The organism is Corynebacterium coyleae, assembly GCF_030408635.1.
Lineage (GTDB): Bacteria > Actinomycetota > Actinomycetes > Mycobacteriales > Mycobacteriaceae > Corynebacterium > Corynebacterium coyleae.
Window position 1 is genome coordinate 1,244,393 of record NZ_CP047198.1, and the last position, 17,985, is coordinate 1,262,377.

Annotated in this window: 13 protein-coding genes and 3 rRNA genes; 15 read left to right on the plus strand and 1 reads right to left on the minus strand. The window is 57.7% G+C overall.

All coding sequences use genetic code 11. The annotated features are described in order from the left end of the window. The first annotated feature begins 23 nt into the window (after positions 1-23). Genes CCOY_RS06070 through tyrS form a run of 7 tightly spaced genes read left to right on the plus strand, consistent with a single transcriptional unit; the run spans position 24 to position 7,585 of the window. The gene (locus CCOY_RS06070) at positions 24-1,226 is read left to right on the plus strand and encodes an argininosuccinate synthase (RefSeq protein ID WP_070422906.1); all 1,203 of its coding nucleotides are present in this window, start codon (positions 24-26) and stop codon (positions 1,224-1,226) included. Next, positions 1,227-2,663 (plus strand): argininosuccinate lyase, encoded by a 1,437-nt coding sequence (argH, locus tag CCOY_RS06075; protein WP_070422905.1) that lies wholly within the window; start codon positions 1,227-1,229, stop codon positions 2,661-2,663. A 48-nt stretch (positions 2,664-2,711) separates the two neighbouring features. Beyond that, positions 2,712-3,899, plus strand: coding sequence for a hypothetical protein (locus CCOY_RS06080; protein ID WP_070569199.1), 1,188 nt, complete (start codon positions 2,712-2,714; stop codon positions 3,897-3,899). After that, positions 3,899-5,488: a VWA domain-containing protein gene (locus CCOY_RS06085; RefSeq protein WP_070449945.1), complete on the plus strand. Its 1,590-nt coding sequence runs from the start codon at positions 3,899-3,901 to the stop codon at positions 5,486-5,488. Before CCOY_RS06080 ends, CCOY_RS06085 begins: the two co-directional genes overlap by 1 nt. Continuing rightward, positions 5,475-6,125: a hypothetical protein gene (locus tag CCOY_RS06090; protein ID WP_070422902.1), complete on the plus strand. Its 651-nt coding sequence runs from the start codon at positions 5,475-5,477 to the stop codon at positions 6,123-6,125. The genes CCOY_RS06085 and CCOY_RS06090 overlap by 14 nt, the downstream gene beginning before the upstream one ends. Further along, positions 6,122-6,301, plus strand: a complete 180-nt coding sequence (locus CCOY_RS06095; RefSeq protein WP_070422901.1) for a Trm112 family protein — start codon at positions 6,122-6,124, stop codon at positions 6,299-6,301. Before CCOY_RS06090 ends, CCOY_RS06095 begins: the two co-directional genes overlap by 4 nt. An 18-nt stretch (positions 6,302-6,319) precedes the next feature. Next, positions 6,320-7,585: a tyrosine--tRNA ligase gene (tyrS, locus tag CCOY_RS06100; RefSeq protein WP_070422900.1), complete on the plus strand. Its 1,266-nt coding sequence runs from the start codon at positions 6,320-6,322 to the stop codon at positions 7,583-7,585. Positions 7,586-7,811: 226 nt separating this feature from the next. On the opposite strand, the gene CCOY_RS06105 is transcribed toward tyrS, so the two are convergent. Then, a complete protein-coding gene (locus CCOY_RS06105) occupies positions 7,812-8,195 on the minus strand; it encodes a hypothetical protein (RefSeq protein ID WP_143028478.1) in 384 nt (127 codons plus the stop codon). Between the two features lie 2 nt (positions 8,196-8,197). On the opposite strand from CCOY_RS06105, the gene CCOY_RS06110 reads away from it, so the two are divergent. The 8 genes from CCOY_RS06110 to CCOY_RS06145 all read left to right on the plus strand — a co-directional run bounded on the left by CCOY_RS06110 (position 8,198) and on the right by CCOY_RS06145 (position 17,980). Beyond that, a 16S ribosomal RNA gene (locus CCOY_RS06110) occupies positions 8,198-9,713 on the plus strand. A 412-nt stretch (positions 9,714-10,125) separates the two neighbouring features. Next, positions 10,126-13,209, plus strand: a 23S ribosomal RNA gene (locus tag CCOY_RS06115). Positions 13,210-13,351: 142 nt separating this feature from the next. After that, positions 13,352-13,469, plus strand: a 5S ribosomal RNA gene (gene rrf / locus CCOY_RS06120). The 16S, 23S and 5S rRNA genes sit together here, the layout of an rRNA operon. Positions 13,470-14,078: 609 nt before the next feature. After that, the gene (locus CCOY_RS06125; RefSeq protein ID WP_083279532.1) at positions 14,079-15,059 is read left to right on the plus strand and encodes a hypothetical protein; all 981 of its coding nucleotides are present in this window, start codon (positions 14,079-14,081) and stop codon (positions 15,057-15,059) included. 3 nt (positions 15,060-15,062) lie between these two features. Then, complete coding sequence (locus CCOY_RS06130) at positions 15,063-16,046, plus strand: HAD-IIA family hydrolase (protein WP_092102473.1); 984 nt, start codon at positions 15,063-15,065, stop codon at positions 16,044-16,046. A gap of 1 nt (position 16,047) precedes the next feature. Continuing rightward, complete coding sequence (locus CCOY_RS06135) at positions 16,048-16,221, plus strand: hypothetical protein (protein ID WP_167594521.1); 174 nt, start codon at positions 16,048-16,050, stop codon at positions 16,219-16,221. Next, positions 16,221-17,045, plus strand: coding sequence for a TlyA family RNA methyltransferase (locus CCOY_RS06140; protein WP_070423228.1), 825 nt, complete (start codon positions 16,221-16,223; stop codon positions 17,043-17,045). Before CCOY_RS06135 ends, CCOY_RS06140 begins: the two co-directional genes overlap by 1 nt. Further along, entirely contained in the window at positions 17,042-17,980 is a 939-nt protein-coding gene (locus CCOY_RS06145; protein WP_070451574.1) for an NAD kinase, read from the plus strand. The genes CCOY_RS06140 and CCOY_RS06145 overlap by 4 nt, the downstream gene beginning before the upstream one ends. Positions 17,981-17,985: the final 5 nt, after the last annotated feature.

The window sequence follows — 17,985 nt, forward strand, 5'->3', positions numbered from 1 at the left end:
TTTCGAAGGAGAATCGTTCTACCATGACTAATCGCGTTGTTCTTGCATATTCAGGCGGTTTGGACACGTCCGTTGCTATCCCGTACCTGGCTGAAATGACCGGCGGTGAAGTGATCGCGGTCTCCCTCGACCTTGGACAGGGCGGCGAGGACATGGAATCAGTGCGCCAGCGCGCATTGGACTGCGGTGCAGTGGAGTCCATTGTTGTGGACGCCAAGGATGAGTTCGCCGAGGAGTATTGCCTGCCCACCATCAAGGCAAACGGTATGTACCAGGGCGAGTACCCGCTGGTTTCCGCGATTTCGCGCCCGCTGATTGTCAAGCATCTCGTTGAGGCTGGTCACAAGTACGGCGGCACCCACGTCGCCCACGGCTGCACCGGCAAGGGCAACGACCAGGTTCGTTTCGAGGTCGGATTCCTGAACCAGGATCCGGACCTGGAGATCATCGCTCCGGCTCGTGACTATGCCTGGACCCGCGATAAGGCCATCGAGTACGCAGAGGGCAAGAACTTGCCGATTGAGCAGTCTGCCGCGTCGCCGTTCTCCATCGACCAGAACGTGTGGGGCCGCGCAGTTGAGACCGGCTTCCTTGAGGATCTGTGGAACCCGCCGACAAAGGACCTCTACGCCTACACCGAGGACCCGGCGCTCGGCAACGCTCCGGACGAGGTCATCATCTCCTTCGAGTCCGGCAAGCCGGTGGCCATCGACGGCCGTAAGGTCACGGTCCTCGAAGCAATCGAAGAGATGAACCGTCGCGCAGGTGCCCAGGGTGTTGGCCGTCTCGACATGGTTGAGGACCGTCTGGTTGGCATCAAGTCCCGCGAGGTCTACGAAGCGCCGGGCGCCGTCGCGCTGATCACCGCTCACAAGGCTCTTGAGGACGTCACCGTTGAGCGCGAGTTGGCTCGCTACAAGCGTCTTATCGATGCACGCTGGTCCGAGGAGGTGTACGACGGCCTCTGGTTCGGCCCGCTGAAGCGCTCCCTGGATGCGTTCATCGAGTCCACCCAGGAGCACGTCACCGGCGATATCCGCATGGTCCTGCACGCTGGCCAGATCACGGTCAACGGCCGTCGTTCCAACCACTCGCTGTACGACTTCAACCTGGCTACCTACGACACCGGCGATACCTTCGACCAGACCCTGGCCAAGGGCTTCGTGCGTTTGCACGGTCTGTCCTCCCAGATCGCGAACAAGCGCGACCGCGAGGCCGGCAAGTAAATGGAGCAGCACAAGACAAACGAAGGTGCGCTCTGGGGCGGTCGTTTTTCCGGCGGCCCGTCGGAAGCCATGTTCGCCCTGTCCGTGTCTACCCATTTTGACTGGGTGCTTGCGCCATACGATGTGCTCGCATCCAAGGCACACGCGAAGGTGCTGAACAAGGCAGGTTTGCTTAGCGACGACGACCTTGCCGTCATGCTCGACGGCCTGGACCAACTCGGCCGCGACGTTGCCGACGGCTCGTTCGGTCCGCTGCCGACCGATGAGGATGTCCATGGTGCGATGGAGCGTGGACTCATCGACCGTGTCGGGCCCGAGATCGGTGGTCGCCTGCGTGCTGGACGTTCCCGCAACGACCAGGTTGCGGCCATGTTCCGGATGTGGCTGCGCGATGCCCTGCGGGGTGTCGCACTCGATGTCAGCGATCTGATCGACGCGATCGTCGCACAGGCGGAAGCCCACCCAGACGCGATCATGCCTGGCAAGACCCACTTCCAGGCAGCACAGCCGATCCTGCTTGCGCACTCGCTGTTGGCGCATGCCCAGCCGCTGCTGCGAGACCTGGACCGGATCAAGGATGCCGACAAGCGACTGGCAGTCTCGCCGTACGGTTCCGGAGCGCTGGCTGGTTCGTCGCTGCACCTCGACCCAGAGGCGATCGCAGAGGAGCTTGGTTTCGATTCGGCAACCGACAACTCGCTCGACGGCACCTCCTCGCGCGACTTTGCTGCAGAATCCGCGTACGTCCTGGCACAGATTGCGATTGATATCTCTCGTTTCGCCGAAGAGATCATCGCGTGGTCCACGCCAGAGTTCGGTTACGTCACGCTGCATGACGCGTGGTCGACCGGCTCGTCGATCATGCCGCAGAAGAAGAACCCGGACGTTCCGGAACTTGCCCGCGGCAAGGCTGGTCGCTTGATCGGTAACCTTTCCGGTTTGCTCGCCACGCTGAAGGCTATGCCGCTGGCGTACAACCGTGACCTTCAGGAAGACAAGGAGCCGTTGGTCGACTCGGTCACGCAGCTCTCCATCCTCCTGCCGGCGTTCACTGGACTGGTTTCCACGTTGACGTTCCACGAAGACCGCATGCGCGAACTGGCTCCAGCAGGGTTCACATTGGCCACCGACCTTGCCGAATGGATGGTGCGCCAGGGCGTTCCATTCCGCGAAGCACACGAGGCTTCGGGAGCCTGCGTTCGCATCGCAGAATCCCGTGGTGTCGATCTCGTGGATCTGACGGATGAGGAGCTAGCGGGCGTCGATAAGCGTCTGCTCCCCGAAGTGCGCGAGGTACTTACTGTCGATGGGGCGGTCGCATCCCGCGATACCCGCGGCGGTACTGCGAAACCGCGTGTGGTGGAGCAGCGGGAGCGTGTCCGCGAAGCGAACAAGGCTGCGCGTCAGTGGGCAGAGCAGCCAGTTCGGAAGAAGTAAATACACGTTCGCAGAGCGCAGTTCAGAGTTTCCCTTTAGCATTGGGATATGGATGCGCCAAATACCTATGAAGCCAAGCCCCGGGGACGGTCAGTCTCCGTGGTGCTTGGCCTCATTTTTATTGCAGTGGTCATCGCCGCAGTTGCGTTAGGCCGGGGGCTTCTTCCCTTTGGCAGTGATGGCGACGAAAAAGACAGTGGCGCTGAATCAAATCGCCAGTCTCATGGAGACGTGCAGCAACTCCACGGAGTGATCGGCTCTGAAAAGCGGGCTTTCTTTGAAGACCCCCAGGTCAAGGACAGACTTGCAGCGTTGGGCTACAGCGTCAGCGTGACAACAGCGGGGTCCCGCCAGATAGCTACCACCACGGATATTGCCGCACAAGATTTCGTTTTCCCGTCTTCCGGGCCTGCCACGCAAAAGGTGCGCGAACAGGGCAGTGGCTACTCGGTGGATTTCCCGTTTTTCTCCCCGATGGCGGTAGCGAGCTGGAAGCCGATTGCGGATCTACTGGTAGCTGAGGGAGTCGTGGCTGAGCAGAACGGCGCTTACACACTGGACGTGAACAAGTACATGGACTTGGCCCGCTCCGGAAAACGATGGCGCGACCTCGGGGACGCGTTTCCGTCGCCACGCAATGTACAGGTCCGCTCGACAGATATCCGCACCTCAAACTCCGCCGCGATGTATCTGTCGCTGTTGGCGTGGGAGGTAGCACAGCGAGAACCCGATCGCGCCAATGACGTTGGTTTTCTTGTCGACGAGATCGCGCCCTTCTTCACCGCTCAGGGATACAGCGAAGCCTCATCCTCTGGCCCTTTTGCGGACTACCTCAGCCAAGGCATGGGAGCGGTACCGATGGTGATGGTGTACGAAGCACAGTTCATTGGTGAGCAGATGCGAGATAATTCCCGAATCCGCGACGATATGGTGCTGCTGCAACTCAGTCCGACAGTGCTGGCTAACCACGGCATCGTCGGGGTGAGCGAGGGCGGTAGAGAACTCGGTCGTCTGCTCACCAACGACCCCGAGCTACAAAGGCTGGCCGCGTACCACGGATTCCGGCCCGCGACCTCAGGCAACCTGGCCCAAGAGATGGAGGATCGAGGGCTCGATGCGCCTGCGGATTACGTCAATTCCATCGACCCACCCTCCTACGACAGGCTTGAACAACTCATCGACGGTGTCGGTCAACGCTATGGCGGAGCACCCGCACCGGTGAAGGAGGAGGAATAATGAATCGCCTCGTCGCGGCGCTTGCTGCGTTCATGTCTCTGGTGCTCGTCGCGTGTAGCACTTTCGAAGAAGGCACTTCCAATACTCCTGATACATCCGGCGCAGGGCCCAGCGGTAATGCCGATCTGACCATTGTCGCTGCAACCGAGCTCAAAGACCTCGAAGAATTGGTTGATCGTGCAGCAGAGGAGCTCGGCTTCACTATCGACATGCAGTTCCCCGGCGGAACTTTAGAAAACTCCCAAACGCTCAAACAGGGAGGTTTCGATGGGGAAGTGGATGCCACATGGTTTGCTACGAACCGCTACGTCAACCTGATCGGCGCCTCCGACAAGTTGGACGGTGAGACAAAGATTGCCACAAGCCCCGTCGCGTTCGGTGTATGGGAGGACAGCGCAAAGCGTCTCGGCTGGGACACCAAGCAGCCCACCTGGGCCGAGTTTGCCGACGCTGCCGCAAGCGGCAAGTTCACGTTCGGGATGACCAACCCGCAAGCCTCGAACTCGGGATTCTCCGCACTCGTCTCGGTGGCGACTGCGCTCGCAGACACCGGCGATGCGATTTCCCCTACTGACTTGGAGCGCGTTGGGCCACAGCTCAAGGAAATGTTCGAAGCGCAATCTATGGTTTCCGGTTCTTCCGGGTGGCTGGCTGAGACGTTTGTCAATGATTCGTCCCGAGGCGATGGCATCATCAACTACGAAGCAACACTTCACCAGCTAAAGGCCCAAGGTGTGCCTATTGAGGTTGTTGTCCCCGCCGATGGCGTGATTTCCGCAGATTACCCGTTATCGGCACTGGCTAACCCTGCGCATGCAGACGCGCGGGGTCGGGTAGAAGAGCTGTCGCGCTGGCTCCTGGAACACCAAGAGGACATCGCTCAGACCTATCGCAGGCCTGTGACCGGCGTGGATAACGTGCCGGTGGAGATAGCCAACCAACACGTCATCGAGCTGCCGTTCCCAGCCAACGAGGGAGTCGTCGATGAGCTGCTTTATGCGTACGACAACTCCTACCGCAAACCAGGCCGAACAACGTTTGTGCTAGATACTTCCGGGTCGATGGAAGGGCAGCGGTTGGCGTCGCTGAAAAGCATCATGCACTCGCTTATCGACGGCTCCGCTTCAACACTCACCGGTGACGTCTCCCTACGCGACCGGGAAACCGTCACGTTGCAAGCCTTTGATTTCGCACCACACGAACCGTTGACAGTTCGCTTCTCCCGGGAAGATCCGAAGTCTGCTGAAAAACTATCTGACTTCGTCGATGGTCTCCAGGCTGAGGGCGGAACCGCGGTGTATGAAACCTTGCTGAAGGCATTGAGGAATACGGACCCGAACGGAGGTATTCCGTCGATAGTTTTGCTGAGTGATGGTGAAAGCACCGTTGCCCCAGACTATGTCGAATTCAAGAGGCAGTATGAAGCATTGCCAGAACAGCTGCGTAACGTGCCTGTGTTCGTTATCTTGTACGGCGATGCTAATGCGATAGAGATGCAAGCACTTGCAGATCTCACCGGTGGTGAGGTGTTTGACGCGCTTGGTGGCGACCTGGCTGCTGCCTTTAAGGAGATTCGTGGATTCCAATAATTCGTCTGCGGGAAAAGCAGCCCGGTATTTCGCCTCACCCAAGAACCAGCTTGGGTTGGTGCTGGCCACCCTCGTGGTTGTGGTTCATATTGCGGTAGGTATCGGACTGTTCTGGCCGGTCGCCGCGGCGGCCGCGTATGGCGCCGGCGCGGCTCTTGCGCCGTCCCGGAAAACCAAGGAACTTCCAGCAGCACCAACCCTGCCCACGTCGCAAGTTCTCGAGAATGCGCTGCGGCAAACGACTGATCGGTTGGAATCGGCGAAGCCACCACGTCAGGTGATGATGCAGGCGCGAGCGTTTGAAAAAGCCTCCAAGTTCGTATTGTCCGAGTGGGAACACCTCGAGCCGACGCCTAAGCACCGGCAGACGATGTGGAATGTAGTCAATGTGTACTACCCGGAGGTCGTCGATACGTACCTTGATGCCCCTCAGTACCGAGACAAGTCTGCGGTGAGCGTGGTTGTGGACTCTTTAACCACGCTCACTCGCGCTGCTGAGCGGGTGCAGCAGGGGATTTTGGACGACAATCTGCGCGCCATGGATTCACAAGCGCAGTTCCTGCGTCAAGAGCTCGGTGAGTTGCCCGGACTCGACGACAGCTACCACGGAGGCAGCGGGTACGATCCGAAAGCATGAGTCTGGATCCGAAGCTTCTTAACGTCCTCGCGTGTCCCAAAGACAAGGGAACGCTGGAGTATGACCAAGAGCGGGAGCTGCTGGTCAACGAACGCCTCGGCATTGCCTATCGCATTGACGACGGCATCCCAGTTCTGCTCATCGACGAAGCAGAGCCATACATCTCGGCAAAGTAGAAGACGGAGAAAAACCCAATGAGCAAAAACATCATTGATGAGCTTGAGTGGCGCGGGCTGATCAACCAGTCCACGGACCTCGACGCACTGCGGAAGGAAACCGAGCAGCCGATCGTGCTGTACTGCGGCTTCGACCCGACTGGTCCCTCGCTGCACGCCGGCCACCTCGTTCCGCTGCTCATGCTGCGCCGCTTCCAAGAAGCAGGCCACACACCGATCGTGCTTGCTGGTGGCGCTACCGGCATGATCGGTGACCCCCGCGATGTGGGGGAGCGTTCTATGAACTCCGCGGACACCGTCCGTGATTGGGCGGACCGGATCAGCGGCCAGCTCAAGCGCTTCGTGCACTTTGATGGCGACAATGCAGCACGCCTGGTCAACAACAACGACTGGATTAAAGACCTTGGCGTTATCGAGTTCCTGCGTGATGTGGGCAAGCACTTCTCGCTGTCCACGATGCTCGGCCGCGACACGGTGAAGCGTCGTCTGGAGAACGACGGCATTTCTTACACCGAGTTTTCCTACATGCTGCTGCAGGCGAATGACTACGTGCAGCTGCGCCGCAACCACAATTGCGTGCTGCAGGTTGGCGGCGGCGATCAGTGGGGCAACCTCGTTGCGGGCGTTGACCTGAATCGTCGTATGGACGGCGAGCAGGTTCACGCGTTGACCGTTCCGCTGGTGACGGATTCCGAAGGTAAGAAGTTCGGCAAGTCCACTGGTGGCGGCTCGCTGTGGCTGGATCCCGAGATGACCAGTCCGTACACCTGGTACCAGTACTTCGTAAACACTGCGGACGCCGATGTCATCCGTTACCTGCGTTGGTTCACCTTCCTTGACCAGGAAGAGCTCAACCGCCTGGAGACCGAAGTGGCGGAGCGCCCATTCAAGCGTGAAGCCCAGCGTCGCTTGGCGCAGGAGATGACCGATCTGGTCCACGGCAAGGAAGCCCGTGAGGCTGTCGAACTCGCATCGCAAGCTCTGTTCGGTCGCGCAGAACTTACTGACCTCGACGAGAAGACCCTCGCATCGGCAGTCTCTGAAACCTCTGTCTTTGAGATCCCAGCCGGCGAAACCACGGATATCGTGGAGCTTCTCGTCGGTGCTGGTCTTGCAGAGTCGAAGGGTGCAGCGCGCCGCTCCATCAAGGAAGGTGGCGTGTACGTGAACAACGAGCGCGTCGAAGACGAGGCGTGGGCGCCGTCTGACCAGGATTTCCTCCACGGCACATGGCTGGTCCTGCGCCGAGGCAAGAAGAACTTCGCAGGCGCTAAGCGCGCATAAGCAACTGCTTATCGACGACACCACCCAGGCAGAAACCACCATCTGCCTGGGTGTTTGTGTTGTTTGCGAGTTCGTGGTTATATCTTCATCCGTTGCTTCGAGCGGCCTTGAGGGGCTGGCGAGAGGGAACAAGTTAATTTCATGAGGTTACGTGTTCAAGGTAAACGCTGGTTGAACTTGGGTTTGACTTTGGTTTACGTTGTGTTGTAGTCTCTGGTTCCGCCGCTTAGACGGCCGTGACTTTGAAAGTTGTGGTAGTTGGGTGTGCTGGTGTTGTTTGAGAACTCGATAGTGTGCCAATGCATTTTTTGTTGTTGTGTGCTTGGTGTTGTGTGCCATGGTGTGCATGCCTTGTTTGGTGTGTGCCGGTGGTGGTTGGGTGAACCATTGATTGCCTGATCATCTGTGTGGTGTGCTTCATTTTTGTGAGTGCATGATGCATGTTGCCAACCCTTGTTTTTGCCCCGTCAGGGTGGGGGTTGGTTGGAAGTTTTTTGGCTTCCGGTAATTTTTGGATTTTATTTTGCCAGTCCAGCATCTGTTTGTGGTGTTGGTTGGTTTGTTTTTGGTTGGGTATTGGGCTTTTCACGGCCTGTTTCTGCTGAAACATTTTTTGTGGAGAGTTTGATCCTGGCTCAGGATGAACGCTGGCGGCGTGCTTAACACATGCAAGTCGAACGGAAAGGCCCAAGCTTGCTTGGGTACTCGAGTGGCGAACGGGTGAGTAACACGTGGGTGATCTGCCCCGCACTTCGGGATAAGCCTGGGAAACTGGGTCTAATACCGGATAGGACCACTTCTTGGAGGTTGTGGTGGAAAGTTTTTTCGGTGTGGGATGAGCTCGCGGCCTATCAGCTTGTTGGTGGGGTAATGGCCTACCAAGGCGTCGACGGGTAGCCGGCCTGAGAGGGTGTACGGCCACATTGGGACTGAGATACGGCCCAGACTCCTACGGGAGGCAGCAGTGGGGAATATTGCACAATGGGCGCAAGCCTGATGCAGCGACGCCGCGTGGGGGATGACGGCCTTCGGGTTGTAAACTCCTTTCGCTAGGGACGAAGCGCAAGTGACGGTACCTAGAGAAGAAGCACCGGCTAACTACGTGCCAGCAGCCGCGGTAATACGTAGGGTGCGAGCGTTGTCCGGAATTACTGGGCGTAAAGAGCTCGTAGGTGGTTTGTCGCGTCGTTTGTGTAAGCCCGCAGCTTAACTGCGGGACTGCAGGCGATACGGGCATAACTTGAGTGCTGTAGGGGAGACTGGAATTCCTGGTGTAGCGGTGGAATGCGCAGATATCAGGAGGAACACCGATGGCGAAGGCAGGTCTCTGGGCAGTAACTGACGCTGAGGAGCGAAAGCATGGGGAGCGAACAGGATTAGATACCCTGGTAGTCCATGCCGTAAACGGTGGGCGCTAGGTGTGAGTCCCTTCCACGGGGTTCGTGCCGTAGCTAACGCATTAAGCGCCCCGCCTGGGGAGTACGGCCGCAAGGCTAAAACTCAAAGGAATTGACGGGGGCCCGCACAAGCGGCGGAGCATGTGGATTAATTCGATGCAACGCGAAGAACCTTACCTGGGCTTGACATACACCAGATCGCCGTAGAGATACGGTTTCCCTTTGTGGTTGGTGTACAGGTGGTGCATGGTTGTCGTCAGCTCGTGTCGTGAGATGTTGGGTTAAGTCCCGCAACGAGCGCAACCCTTGTCTTATGTTGCCAGCACGTGATGGTGGGGACTCATGAGAGACTGCCGGGGTTAACTCGGAGGAAGGTGGGGATGACGTCAAATCATCATGCCCCTTATGTCCAGGGCTTCACACATGCTACAATGGTCGGTACAACGCGTTTGCGAGCCTGTGAGGGTGTGCTAATCGCTGAAAGCCGGCCTTAGTTCGGATTGGGGTCTGCAACTCGACCCCATGAAGTCGGAGTCGCTAGTAATCGCAGATCAGCAACGCTGCGGTGAATACGTTCCCGGGCCTTGTACACACCGCCCGTCACGTCATGAAAGTTGGTAACACCCGAAGCCAGTGGCCTGTCATGGGAGCTGTCGAAGGTGGGATCGGCGATTGGGACGAAGTCGTAACAAGGTAGCCGTACCGGAAGGTGCGGCTGGATCACCTCCTTTCTAAGGAGCTTTTATTTTTCGCCCACAGTTGTGGGTGTGGTGGTTGAGTATCCGAGTGTGGTACTGCCACCAGTTTGTTTTAAAAATGTCCGGGTGGAGACACACCCAACCATGATCATCATGCTTATGTGAGTATGGGGTGTGGTTGTGGGGTGTGCACGCTTGGGTGCATGGATATCAAGTGTGTGTATGCAGCAATGAAAATGATGGTGTGTTGGCATGCTGTTGGGTGTCTGGGGCAACATTGTGTGTTCCTTTTTGTGGCATTCCATTGTTGGTTGATCATCTGTTGTGGTGGTTGGTCTTCGTGGGGTGTGTGTTGTGTGAGAACTGTATAGTGGACGCGAGCATCTTGTTCTTTTGTGTAATTTTTGTTTGTTGAGTTGTCTGCAGTTTTTGTAGCGACCGTAATTGTTGTTTTGTGTTACGGGCGTATGGTGGATGCCTTGGCATGCTGGGCCGATGAAGGACGTGTGAGGCTGCGTTAAGCCTCGGGGAGTTGCCAACAGTGCGTTGATCCGAGGATGTCCGAATGGGGAAACCCAACACCAGTTGTGTGGTGTTACCTGCAGGTGAATGCATAGCCTGTGTGGAGGTGACGTGGGGAAGTGAAACATCTCAGTACCCACAGGAGAAGAAAACAATTTGTGATTCCGTGTGTAGTGGCGAGCGATAGCGGATGAGGCTAAACCGTGTGCGTGTGATACCTGGGTAGGGGTTGCGTGTGCGGTGTTGTGGGGTGTGATCGTTGCGGGCTACCTGACCGCAAGATGGTGTGTGTGCGTTAGCGGAAACGTCTGGGATGGCGTGCCGGAGCGGGTGATTAGCCCCGTACGTGAAGGCGTTGCATATGTTGTCTGATCATGTTTTCCCCGAGTAGCAGCGGGCTCGTGAAATCTGCTGTGAATCTGCCGGGACCACCCGGTAAGCCTAAATACCCAGTGTGACCGATAGTGAATAGTACCGTGAGGGAATGGTGAAAAGTACCCCGGGAGGGGAGTGAAAGAGTTCCTGAAACCATGCGCTTACAATCCGTCAGAGCACCGTTTGTGTGTGATGGCGTGCCTTTTGAAGAATGAGCCTGCGAGTCAGCGGCATGTCGCGAGGTTAACCCGTTATGTGGGGTAGTCGTAGCGAAAGCGAATCCTAAGAGGGTGTCAAGTGGCATGTCCTGGACCCGAAGCGGGGTGATCTACCCATGGCCAGTGTGAAGCAGCTGTAAGAGGTTGTGGAGGCGCGAACCCACTTAGGTTGAAAACTGAGGGGATGAGCTGTGGGTAGGGGTGAAAGGCCAATCAAACTCCGTGATAGCTGGTTCTCCCCGAAATGCATTTAGGTGCAGCGTGATGTGTGCTTACCGGAGGTAGAGCTACTGGATGGCCGAGCGGGACTATCATCTTAGTGACGTCAGCCAAACTCCGAATGCCGGTGAAGTTTGAGCATTGCAGTGAGACTGTGGGGGATAAGCTTCATAGTCGAGAGGGAAACAGCCCAGATCGCCGGTTAAGGCCCCTAAGGGTGTGCTAAGTGGAAAAGGATGTGGGATCGCGAAGACAGCCAGGAGGTTGGCTTAGAAGCAGCCATCCTTGAAAGAGTGCGTAATAGCTCACTGGTCGAGTGGTTCTGCGCCGACAATGTAGTGGGGCTCAAGCACACCGCCGAAGCCGCGGCATAGTTTTTACTATGGGTAGGGGAGCGTCGTGTGTGGGGTGAAGCCGTATCGGAAGAAGCGGTGGACTGCACGCGAGTGAGAATGCAGGCATGAGTAACGAATGATACGTGAGAATCGTATCCGCCGAATGACTAAGGGTTCCTGGGTCAAGTTCGTCTTCCCAGGGTGAGTCGGGTCCTAAGGCGAGGCCGACAGGCGTAGTCGATGGTCAACGGGTTGATATTCCCGTACCCGTATATACGCGCCCAGTATCGAAGCGGTGATACTAACCACCCAGATCCGCCGACATGCACATCTTTGATGTGTGGTTGGTGGTGATGCGTGGGGCCTGATCCGTTGTAGGTCAGTGATGGGGTGACGCAGCAAGGTAGCCAAGCCGCTTATTGGATTGCGGTGCAAGCGTGTGGCACGACAGCATGTCAAACGCGGCTGTCAATAGTGTGAGGCGTGATGCGTAGCCCATATATGGGTGATGTTGGTGATCCTCTACTGCCGAGAAAAGCCTCTAGCGATGTGTGTATACGGCCCGTACCCGAAACCGACACAGGTAGTCAAGTAGAGAATACTCAGGCGGTCGGGAGAACTGTGGTTAAGGAACTCGGCAAATTACCCCCGTAACTTCGGGAGAAGGGGGACCCAAACTGGTGCCCGATCTATGCGATCGTGGTTGCTGGCGTGGGTCGCAGAGAATAGAGGGGAGCGACTGTTTATCAAAAACACAGGTCCGTGCGAAGACGATGAAGTTGATGTATACGGACTGACGCCTGCCCGGTGCTGGAAGGTTAAGAGGACCTGTTAGGACATTGTGTCCGAAGCGGAGAATTTAAGCCCCAGTAAACGGCGGTGGTAACTATAACCATCCTAAGGTAGCGAAATTCCTTGTCGGGTAAGTTCCGACCTGCACGAATGGCGTAACGACTCCCCTGCTGTCTCAACCACAGACCCGGTGAAATTGCACTACGAGTAAAGATGCTCGTTACGCGCGGCAGGACGAAAAGACCCCGGGACCTTCACTATAGCTTGGTATTGGCATTCGGTGCGGTTTGTGTAGGATAGGTGGGAGACGTTGAAGCGGCCACGCCAGTGGTTGTGGAGTCGTTGTTGAAATACCACTCTGACCGTAGTGGATATCTAACCTTGGCCCATGATCTGGGTTGGGGACAGTGCCTGGTGGGTAGTTTAACTGGGGCGGTTGCCTCCCAAAATGTAACGGAGGCGCCCAAAGGTTCCCTCAGCCTGGTTGGCAATCAGGTGTTTAGAGTGTAAGTGCACAAGGGAGCTTGACTGCGAGACTTACAAGTCGAGCAGGGACGAAAGTCGGGACTAGTGATCCGGCACCTACTTGTGGATGTGGTGTCGCTCAACGGATAAAAGGTACCCCGGGGATAACAGGCTGATCTTCCCCAAGAGTCCATATCGACGGGATGGTTTGGCACCTCGATGTCGGCTCGTCGCATCCTGGGGCTGGAGTAGGTCCCAAGGGTTGGGCTGTTCGCCCATTAAAGCGGCACGCGAGCTGGGTTCAGAACGTCGTGAGACAGTTCGGTCTCTATCCGCCGCGCGCGTTGAAACTTGAAAAAAGCTGTCCCTAGTACGAGAGGACCGGGACGGACGTACCTCTGGTGTGCCAGTTGTTCCGCCAGGAGCACAGCTGGTTGGCTACGTACGGAAGGGATAACCGCTGAAAGCATCTAAGCGGGAAGCCTGTTTTAAGATGAGGTTTCATTTGAGGTTCCCAGAAGACGACTGGGTTGATAGGCCGGAACTGGAAGCACAGCAATGTGTGGAGGCGACCGGTACTAATACACCAAACAAACCAACACCCGGTTTTTCAACAAACCAAACACAAAACGAAACACTGTTCGCGTCCACTATGCAGTCACTGACACAACACACCCAAAATTGTCACAATGACATCTCAATACAGTCCACGACACATGGACACTCTATGAACCCCTATAGATGTGTCGGTGGTTGATAGCGGCGGGGAAACGCCCGGTCCCATTCCGAACCCGGAAGCTAAGCCCGCCCGCGCCGATGGTACTGCTCCCGGGAGGGAGTGGGAGAGTAGGTTACCGCCGACCCAACAACTTCACACACAAACACCCGTAGACGAAACTAAACCCAACCGGTTTCACCTACGGGTGTTTTTGCGCATACCCACATGATTGTTGTCGCCGACAACAGCAGCATTGGTGCACACCCACCAGACCGCAATACAGAGTCAGAAACATTGCGTGCCTGACTATGCCACTGCATAGTTGGCGTACACCCATTAGTCCGCAATGTGGAGCACGGAGTCGATGCCAGCGGCGGCGCTCTTGTCAGCGCTCTTGGAAAAGTAGCCCAGCCGATACAAGGAAATAGTTGGTGTCTACCCACTTGTCCGCAATGCGGAGCGAAGCGACTTCACGCCACCGAAGACTCGACTAAAGCCACCAGCACACAGTCGTAAATGCAAAATGAAGCTTCACGGCCGCAGCGTTTTACACTCTGCCCAAGTCAGCGAAAGATATGACGTCGGGTTTTGCATACAGCACAGCCAGGAGAGGGACGTAACCGCAATGCGGAGAACGAATCCTTGATAGCCCATTACGGAGTCGAATGCTCGCCAAGTCCGCTCGGCTGAGGGGGATCAGCATAACTGTGTTGAGCATCCCTATAATGGCTTGGATACGAATTGGAGGGATTCCATGGCAGAGGCCGGCAACGGAGATAACCAGGGACGTCAACGTTCTTATGGTGGTGGCGGAGACCGTCGCGGTAGGAATAACCGCGGGCAGTCTCGTGGTCGTCGTGAATTTGGCGACGGAGAGCGCGGACGTCGCGAGGATCGCTACGGTGGAGCACGCGGCGACAACAAACGCGGCGGTCACGGTGGTGGCCGCGGCCGTGGCAAGCCCCACGGTAAGGGCGGCCGCCCGGGCCACGGCGGGCAGGACAACCGTGTCCGCCACGATCGCTCGAACCCATATCGTGAGGGATACCGCGAGGAACGGATGGCTCAGAAGGAGCGCGAACCTGACTTGCCGTCGGGCCTGGATATTAACGACCTTGACCCGTCTGTGCTGCAGGACCTCAAGGTGCTTTCCAAGGACAATGCGGAACGCGTTGCACAGCACATGCTGATGGCTACTGATCTCCTGGAAGACGATCCGAAGCTCGCACTTGAGCACGCCCGCGCCGCGAAGAACCGTGCTGGTCGTGTCGGCGTTGTCCGTGAGACTGCTGGCGTAGTTGCATATCGCGCTGGTGAGTGGAAGGAAGCGCTTTCAGAACTTCGTGCGGCGCGGCGGATGTCTGGTGGCCCGGGGCTGCTAGCTGTGATGGCTGATGCGGAGCGTGGCTTGGGCCGACCTCAGAAGGCGCTTGAACTTGGTCGTAGCCCTGAAGCTAATGAATTGGACGAAGCGGGGAAGATCGAATTGGCGATTGTGCTTGCCGGCGCACGCCATGATCTCGGTCAGCACGATTCTGCACTTGCGACGCTGCAGCGCATGAATCCTTCTTTGGATTCGCAGGGATTTGAGCAAGTGCGTCTTTCCTACGCATATGCTGATGCCCTTCTTGCGACTGGCCAGCGTGGTGAGGCCAAGACGTGGTTTGAACACGCTGCGAAGATTGATACGGATGGTTTCACGGATGCGGCGGAGCGCGCCGCAGAATTGGACTAGACAATGGCGCTGAAGGATAACTACGACGCTCTCCTGCTTGACCTCGACGGCACTGTGTGGAATGGCGGAGTGGCGATTCCAAACGCTGTAGAGGCCATTACGGCGTCGGGGATTCCGGCTATGTATGTGACGAACAATGCGTCGCGTAGCGCAGCGGATGTGGCTGCGATGCTGGGCAAGATTGGCCTCGATACGAAGACCGAAGACGTGATCACTTCAGCACAGGCTGCGTTGTCGATGGCTGAGGCGCACCTCGCCCCCGGAGATCCTGTTCTTGTGGTTGGCGCGCCGTCGTTTAAGCAGCTTGTCGACGAAGCGGGTTACGTCGTCGTCGATAGTGCAGATGCGAATCCGAAGGCGGTGCTGCACGGCCACAACCCGGGGACCGGTTGGGTGCAGTTGTCGGAAGCTGCGTTGGCAATTCAGCGGGGCGCAATCTATCTTGCGTCAAACCTGGATACGTCTTTGCCAATGGAACGTGGGTTGATGATCGGCAATGGTTCGATGGTTGCTGCGGTGACATCGGCGACAGGTGTGACTCCGGAAAGCGCGGGCAAGCCGGGGCCGGCGATGTTCATTCAGGCCGCTGAACGCATGAATGCGAAGCGTCCGCTTGCCGTGGGAGACAGGCTAGATACTGATATTGCAGGTGGCGTTGCGGCGGGGATTCCGTCGCTGCACGTGCTTACCGGTGTTTCTGGCCCGTTGGCGCTCATGGAGGCGCCCAAGGAGCAGCGACCGACGTTTATCGCGGAGGATATGCGCGGACTCAACGAGAACCCAGAGGTTTTGCTCCCGGGACCGCAGGGCGGTTTCGCTGCGCGAATCGACGGTAACGACATCATTTTGAGCTACGGCAAGGATGGTGCGACACCGATTCAGGCCTTGCGCACGGTTTTGGAGGTCGCGTGGCATATGGAGACTCCACCGGAGTTTGTGCGGCCCAACTCAGAGGCTGCTGAAGCTGCTACAGCTCAGTGGTGGTGACATGAAGCCACCCATGCCCAGGGATCCGCGGGCGCCGCATACAACGCCTGAGGAGGTCACGTCACAGTTTGAAGCGATTCTCGCGGAAGATACTGAATCGCTTGCCGATGAGGTTGACGCACTGACGCGCGCGCATGCGGTACTGGGGCATGCGTTGCAAGAAAGGAACAGCTAATGCCGCCCAAACGGAGGCGTTTGGATGCAGAGCTTGTGCGCCGCAAGATTGCACGTTCGCGCGAGCAGGCTCAAACGTGGATCAAGGAGGGCCGTGTCGAGGTCGGTGGGTTTGTGGCGTCGAAGCCTGCGACGGTGGTAGAGCCAGAGGCGTCGATACGCGTCAATGTCGAGGACATTGATGACTGGGCGTCTCGTGGCGCGCACAAGTTACTTGGAGCGTTGGAAGCCTTCGGGCCACGTGGCCTGAGCGTCGAAGGGCGTAGGGCGCTGGATGCTGGCGCGTCGACAGGTGGGTTTACAGACGTGTTGCTCAGAAACGGCGCACGTGAGGTTGTTGCCGTGGACGTTGGCTACGGTCAGCTCGTGTGGCGCTTGCAGAACGATCCGCGGGTGCGGGTGCTCGATCGGACGAATATCCGAAACCTGACGCCGGACATGATGGGTGGACTCGCGGACCTGATGGTCGGGGACCTGTCTTTCATCTCGTTGAAGCTGGTGTTGCCGGCACTGGTGGAATGTCTTGAGGATGGCGCTGACTTGTTGCCGATGGTCAAGCCTCAATTTGAGGTTGGCAAGGACCGTTTAGGCTCTGGTGGCGTTGTCCGTTCACAGGAGTTGCGCGAAGAAGTCACTGTGGATGTCGCCCAGTTCGCACAGGGGCTGGGGCTCAGCGTGCGTGGGGTGGCTGCGTCGCCTCTGCCAGGGCCGAGCGGTAACGTGGAGTACTTCCTGTGGCTTGTAAAGGATGGAGGCGAGGCAATGCTTGACGACGATTCCCTCGCCGCCGCAGTCCAAAAGGCCGTGAAGGAGGGGCCGCAATGACGGCTGAGCGTGAGATCTTGTTGGTTCCGCACTTGTTCCGCGAGTCGAATATCGCGTCCGCAGCGAGGGCTGCGGAGATGCTCCAGGAAGCCGGCATTACGGTGCGGTTGCTTGAACAGGAACAGATGGATGCGATTGAGACGCATCCGGTGCTCAGTGGGCTGACACGTGCCGCTGCTGACGACAATGCGGCGCTTGGCTGCGAGCTGGTGCTGGTGCTCGGCGGAGATGGAACATTTCTGCGCGCCGCAGAGCATGCCCGGGCGCAGGATATTCCGGTGTTGGGAGTCAACCTCGGACATGTCGGGTTCCTCGCAGAAGGTGACGCGGAGAGTCTTGAGGAGTCGGTGAGGCAGGTCGTCGATAAGACGTACCGCGTTGTCGACAGAATGACCATCGACGTGGCAGTCATCGACCAAGAGGGGCAGGTTGTTGGGACGGATTGGGCGCTGAATGAATGCAGCGTGGAGAATCTGGACCGTACCCGGGTGCTTGATGCCACGTTGGAGGTTGATTTTCGGCCTGTGTCGTCGTTTGGCTGCGATGGCGTACTGGTGGCCACGCCGACCGGATCCACAGCCTATGCGTTTTCTGCTGGCGGTCCGGTGATGTGGCCAGAACTCGATGCGTTGCTGGTGGTGCCGAATAACGCACATGCGTTGTTTGCAAAGCCACTTGTTGTCTCGCCGCGCTCGACGGTTGCTGTGGAGTCAGAACACACGACGTCGAGTGCCATGGCGGTAATGGATGGGTTCCGTCGCATCCCGGTGCCTCCTGGTTCGAGGGTTGAAGTAAGTAGGGGGTCGCGTCCGGTGCGGTGGGTACGCTTGGACGACAAACCGTTCACCGACAGGCTGGTGGATAAGTTCCGGCTGCCGGTGTCCGGCTGGCGCGGCCCGCGGACGGGTCGTGGTGTACGCGGCGTTGATGCGTAGGGAGG